Genomic DNA, 5,443 nt, shown 5'->3' on the forward strand with positions numbered 1-5,443 from the left:
CTGGCAGCATGCCTGCGCTGACAAAACCCACCCAACCCGCTCATTGCGAGGAACGAAGCAATCTCTACACTCGCTAATCCCGCACCAAAATCTCAGGTTTACCTATCAGCCGCACGCCGGGCACCCATATATGATATTTTATGTAGGGATTGCTTCGTTCCTCGCAATGAGCGGCGGGAGGGGGTAAGTTTCGCCACCGCCATAGTTTGCTACCTGTCAGCGGCGCACGAGAACCCCAACGCTTCGGGCTTTCGCTGCATTCTCGCGCGAGAGGGGGAACATGGGCTTGATCGGTCAGTTCTCGGGTGTTGGCTTCGTAATTTTGAATACTCATTGTTATTTTAGCAATTCTATAAATCGTAGTTATATTTTTCTTGCAAGGACTTAATAAAATTTTTGCTTTATCACTTATTCCATAAGAAAAATCCTCTTCATACGTGAAATAAAAGAATTACGATCAAATTTGCTGATGCTGTTTTTTAAATGGGCCTTTCTTTGATTGCGGTTCATTCCAGGCAGCATCTCGGTGGTTTTTTTCATCAGCCGTTTATAAGTGGCTTTTTTATCAAGTGGAATATCTTTCATATTCCGCTCTATGTGATATTCAAAAATTCCCTTGCAGTGTAAATAAATGTATTTGTCACGGGTCCCGTTATTCTTTAATTCCTGAATTGCGTTATCCCAACTATCCTGCGTTAGTAAGGAATCATAGAAACTTTGAAAATCTTCCATTAATGTTCCTTCCCCAATTTTCTCCCTTGGCCCGATATATCCCCAGTAAGGCGCTGGTTTGGTAATATCAATCATTTTCCAGATCCAGCTTCCGTAACATGTGGCCAGGGTTATTATCAGTTGATTACGTACCCGGACATTAATCATGCGGCAATAATACTGAAGTTCGTCCCAAGTTACAGCTTCACCATTTTTTAAAACTAAGCCAACCGGATTGCCATGAATTTCAAAATGGATAATCGGAAACAGGTCATCGGCTATAACCAATGCACAAATTTCTTCTAAAGATGCAAGGAATTCGACTTTGTTGGATGGCTGATAAAAGTATGGGGCTTTCTGGGTTTGCTCGCAACGCCTGGCAATGATATCATCAAACAGTTCTTTGCCAGTTTGCTTATCATCATCTAATAATGATTGAATAACCACCACTCCATTATATTTCAACCGAAAGGACATATTTAATTATTCTAATTTGTTAGCTACCCGGCTCACCAATTGTAAACTCTTGAAAATACTGGCCGATGAAACGCCTTTGCTTCATTTTATCTAATGTTTTTTGAAGAAAGGCTCTATTGCGGCAAGCTATTGTTTTATAGGCATAGTTGACCAGATCTGAATTAATCCTGAATGCCATTTCACTGTCGTCATCTTCAATATTAACCAGGATCGTAGGATACTTACCCATCCGGGAGGAACGACCTAAAAGAAATAACTTATCAGATATAGGAAGTCCAAATTGCATAATGTGTCCTGTATCCAGATTTTGGCGCACCAAAAAACCTGACGTATCCGGTAAAATAAAATGGTCGTCTGATTTGAGCGATACTATGGCAAATGTGATCGGGTCCATGTCCTTAAGCAGGATATGGGCTACATCAAGATAGCCTTTTGTGTTTTGATATTTGACTTTCGGGTCAGGCTCTTCTGCCCCGGTGATCCGCAACTTTAGGGAATCCATCGCCTGGTCAAGCCCTGATTTATAAGCCGGGTTCCGGTACTCGCCAACCAATGCCATTAGCGCCAAATGGTTCATTTCCCAATAAGCTTTTTCAATTGCTTCCTGATCTTCATGGAATTGCTTGACTGCTGCAAGATGTTTTGCAAAATCATCTTCGAATAACACTTGTAATTCAATTTCCATGGAATTACGGTCGATCTTATTACCGAGCAGTTTGGTGTTTAAATTATCCTCGCTGAATATCCGCCTTGTTCCTGATTTTTGATAGTAATTCCGAAGCTGTTTATCATAGAGATAAATTTTGCCCTCCTCCTTATTGAAGAATTCTTTAAGTTGGCATTGTGATACATAATGATGATTAACCCTTTCTTGCATGATCTGTAATAGATAAGCAAGATAACTAAAAAAACAACTGATTTTCTAACGTTCCCTCGCGGTTCGTAGACCCCGTCTACGAATTACCCATGCCTGTAATCTAAGAAACCTCGCTGTTTGTAAATCCGTCTACGAATTTATTATGCCCGGAGTCTAAGACTCCGCTGTTCGTACTGTGTCCACAAATAAGCTAAGCAGCAGTTTAAAACTTTTGCAACTAAATTTCAGTTGCAATTTCAATTTGATTGTTTATCTTTGTTTTATAGTTCATTTTGAGAGAAAAATGCACTTTTTTACTTACCTGCGAAGGCGTTTGTTAAATAGATTAAGGTAATAGTATATGAAAAAACGTGTTGAAAAATTAATGACAAACGAAGATGTCAAGGCAAGAAAAATCAGTCAGTCGGCTACTCTCTGTTCCCAAAGATTTTACCTGGGAAGAATTAATTAAAGTATTAACCTTATTTGGATACCAGGAGTTAAAGGGTGGCAAAACCGGGGGATCGAGAAGGAGATTTGCAGACGAGAAAAAGAACATCATTACATTGCACAAACCGCATCCGGCCAACATTGTTAAAGGTTATGCCATCCACGAGGTGATTTTAGAATTAAAAGCGAAAGGACGTATTAAAGATGAATGACATACTGCAATATAAAAATTATTACGCATCGGTACATTTCAGCGCCGGTGATGATGTGTTTTATGGTAAGATCCTTGGAATTAACGACCTGGTTAGCTTTGAGGGTTCATCTGTGAAAGAACTTAAAAAAGCATTTAAAGATGCCGTTGAAGATTATTTGGATGCCTGCGTGGAGGTTGGAAAAACTCCGGAAAAAACCTATAAAGGAACATTTAATGTGCGGGTACCGGTTACATTACACAAAGAAGCATCGTTATTTGCGGCCATTCATAATATCACCTTAAATGAATTCGTAAAAACAGCCCTTGCCTTTACCCTTAAACGGACGGATGAGTTTAGCAGGCTAATAGACAATGAGAGCCAAATGACGGAAAGCGTTTAATATCCTGCTGTTTGCAGGGCGCGCCCCCGTATAAGCTATGCTTGCGGCCAAAGAATCCGTTTAAAAAATCGCATAAATTTTTCATTTCCATGAAAAAAGTACTGACAAGATCTTGTCACTGACAAAATTTTGTCAGTACTTAACTTATTGATAATCAGATTTATATCGCTTTGTAGCGTTTGTAGCACTTGTAGCGCTACAACTACAAATTTCCATTCCCGCTCCCGATATTTCCCGTATCTTTGCCCACACCCCAAAAGTCTTCCGCCATTTGGCGGAGGAGATTTAGAGGGGGCTTTTCCCCATGCTTAAACAATCCCTCGCCAACTTAAAAATTACCACCCTTAACGAAATGCAGAATGCCGCTTTGGCCGCTGCCAAAAAGGGGGACGTGATTTTACTTTCGCCAACCGGTTCTGGTAAAACGCTGGGCTTTTTGCTGCCCCTTTTAAACTTGCTGGATAGCAAAATTGCTACGGTACAGGTGCTTATTTTGGTGCCCTCGCGCGAGCTGGCTTTGCAAATTGAGCAGGTGTTTAAAACCATGGGCACCGGCTTTAAGGTAAACTGCTGCTATGGCGGCCACCCGGTAAAAATTGAGCGGAACAACCTGTCGCAGCCGCCCGCGGTGCTGATAGGTACACCCGGCCGGCTGGCGCACCACCTGCGCCGCGAAAGTTTTAGCACCGAAACCATCCATACGCTGATTTTAGATGAATTTGATAAGTCGCTGGAGTTTGGTTTCCAGGAGGATATGACGTATATCATCAGGCAATTGCCTGGCCTAAAAAAGCGCATCCTTACCTCGGCCACCAAAATGCAGGAGATCCCGGCATTTACCGGCATCAGCCGACCCACCGAAGTTGATTTCCTCGAAAATAAAACCAATACGCCCGATCTGCAGCTAAAAGCTGTCATCTCGCCCGCTGCAGATAAGCTGGACACGCTGTTTTCGCTCATCTGCAAAATAGGGGATAAGGCTACGCTGATCTTCTGCAACCACCGCGAAGCCGTCGACCGCATCAGCGACCTGTTATGGGACCGCGGCCTTGCACACGATATTTTCCACGGTGGTATGGAGCAGGAGGACCGCGAACGCGCATTACTTAAATTCCGCAATGGCAGTCACCGCCTGTTGATCACTACTGACCTTGCATCGCGGGGGCTGGACATTCCCGAGATCGAATACGTAGTACATTACCAGCTGCCCCATACCGAAGAGGCTTTTTTGCACCGCAACGGCCGCACGGCACGCATGCATGCCAAAGGCACGTCGTACCTCATCCTCACCGAAGATGAAAAGCTGGCCTACGTAAAACAAAACCCGGAAATTGAAGTACTGCCCGAAAAACCTATTGTACCCAAGCCATCGCCATGGGCAACGCTGTATATTGCCGCCGGGAAAAAGGATAAGATCAATAAAGTAGATATCGTCGGTTTGCTGCTGCAAAAAGGCGGCCTCGCCAAAGAGGACCTGGGCTTAATTGAGGTACTGGATCATTCCTCTTATGCCGCCGTAAAACGCAACCGTATTGAGCATACCGTTGATTTGATCAGCAAGGAAAAGATAAAGGGGAAGAAGGTGAAGATGGAGGTTTCGAGGTAAGTCACTCATCATCCACGCACATCCCCCCATCCACGCCCCCGCTGCGCTCATTGCGAGGAACGAAGCAATCTCTACAACAGACAGTCAGCGAGACGTAATGTACAGGTGTCCGGCGTTCGGCTGATAGGTAACCATCCTGCTCCCCGCGCGCTCATTGCGAGCCTGCCGGCAGGCTCGCAATGAGCGCAGGGAAAAAGGTCATACGGTTGGATGGTCACCCGGAGATTGTGGTGGGTGGATTAGCATGTGTAGAGATTGCTTCGTTCCTCGCAATGAGCGCAGGTATTTTTTTATTATTTTGCATGATGTTTCCAAAAGGTGGTTGCGTTTATATCATGACCAATAAAATGCATACCGTGTTTTATACAGGTGTTAGCTCGGATATAACGGGGCGTGTTTGGCAACATAAAAATAAGTTCTACCCCAATAGTTATACAGCCAGATATAATTGCGATAAATTAGTTTATTATGCCTTTTACCCACGTATAGAAGAAGCCATTGCTGTAGAAAATGCGCTTAAAGGCGGGAACCGGAAAAATAAAATAAAGCTTGTTAATTCAATGAATCCGGAGTGGCGGGATTTATATGATGATTTAATCCGGTAATAAGTGACCGATCGGTTCGTTTCTGGCGATGATCAAGCTCGACAGTCGGCGGCGCGCCGGAAACTTAGAGATTCAGGTGCAGGGATTAGCAGGTGTAGAGATTTCTTCGTTCCTCGCAATGAGCGGCTGGGTGATGTGTGGGTA

At 43.8% G+C, this 5,443-nt stretch carries 7 protein-coding genes; 5 read left to right on the top strand and 2 right to left on the bottom strand.

Translation table 11 applies throughout. From position 1 onward, the window contains the following. A partial coding sequence (locus QZY09_RS10725; protein WP_295672226.1) for a hypothetical protein occupies positions 1-187 on the top strand: 187 nt, incomplete at its 5' end. Positions 188-408: 221 nt separating this feature from the next. On the opposite strand, the gene QZY09_RS10730 is transcribed toward QZY09_RS10725, so the two are convergent. Beyond that, a complete protein-coding gene (locus QZY09_RS10730; RefSeq protein ID WP_295672228.1) occupies positions 409-1,188 on the bottom strand; it encodes a hypothetical protein in 780 nt (259 codons plus the stop codon). A 19-nt stretch (positions 1,189-1,207) separates the two neighbouring features. Beyond that, a complete protein-coding gene (locus tag QZY09_RS10735; RefSeq protein ID WP_295672230.1) occupies positions 1,208-2,065 on the bottom strand; it encodes a DUF4238 domain-containing protein in 858 nt (285 codons plus the stop codon). A 377-nt stretch (positions 2,066-2,442) separates the two neighbouring features. Here QZY09_RS10735 and QZY09_RS10740 point away from each other — a divergent pair, with 377 nt between their 5' ends. From QZY09_RS10740 to QZY09_RS10755, 4 genes are all read left to right on the top strand, one after another. Next, positions 2,443-2,706 carry a type II toxin-antitoxin system HicA family toxin gene (locus tag QZY09_RS10740; RefSeq protein WP_295672232.1) on the top strand — a complete coding sequence of 88 codons (264 nt, stop codon included), beginning with the start codon at positions 2,443-2,445 and terminating at the stop codon, positions 2,704-2,706. Further along, positions 2,699-3,088, top strand: coding sequence for a type II toxin-antitoxin system HicB family antitoxin (locus tag QZY09_RS10745; protein WP_295672234.1), 390 nt, complete (start codon positions 2,699-2,701; stop codon positions 3,086-3,088). Before QZY09_RS10740 ends, QZY09_RS10745 begins: the two co-directional genes overlap by 8 nt. Positions 3,089-3,392: 304 nt before the next feature. Next, on the top strand, positions 3,393-4,694 hold the full coding sequence (locus QZY09_RS10750; protein WP_295672237.1) for a DEAD/DEAH box helicase: 1,302 nt from the start codon (positions 3,393-3,395) through the stop codon (positions 4,692-4,694). Between the two features lie 179 nt (positions 4,695-4,873). Next, complete coding sequence (locus tag QZY09_RS10755; RefSeq protein ID WP_295672239.1) at positions 4,874-5,299, top strand: GIY-YIG nuclease family protein; 426 nt, start codon at positions 4,874-4,876, stop codon at positions 5,297-5,299. The last annotated feature ends 144 nt before the right edge of the window (positions 5,300-5,443 follow it).

Source organism: uncultured Mucilaginibacter sp., from assembly GCF_903913935.1.
Lineage (GTDB): Bacteria > Bacteroidota > Bacteroidia > Sphingobacteriales > Sphingobacteriaceae > Mucilaginibacter.

Excerpts from the sequence above, each read along its gene's own strand:
- QZY09_RS10730 (WP_295672228.1), bottom strand. The coding sequence starts at position 1,188 with ATGTCCTTTCGGTTGAAATATAATGGAGTGGTGGTTATTCAATCATTA.
- QZY09_RS10735 (WP_295672230.1), bottom strand. The coding sequence starts at position 2,065 with ATGCAAGAAAGGGTTAATCATCATTATGTATCACAATGCCAACTTAAA.
- QZY09_RS10740 (WP_295672232.1), top strand. The coding sequence starts at position 2,443 with ATGTCAAGGCAAGAAAAATCAGTCAGTCGGCTACTCTCTGTTCCCAAA.
- QZY09_RS10745 (WP_295672234.1), top strand. The coding sequence starts at position 2,699 with ATGAATGACATACTGCAATATAAAAATTATTACGCATCGGTACATTTC.
- QZY09_RS10750 (WP_295672237.1), top strand. The coding sequence starts at position 3,393 with ATGCTTAAACAATCCCTCGCCAACTTAAAAATTACCACCCTTAACGAA.
- QZY09_RS10755 (WP_295672239.1), top strand. The coding sequence starts at position 4,874 with ATGAGCGCAGGGAAAAAGGTCATACGGTTGGATGGTCACCCGGAGATT.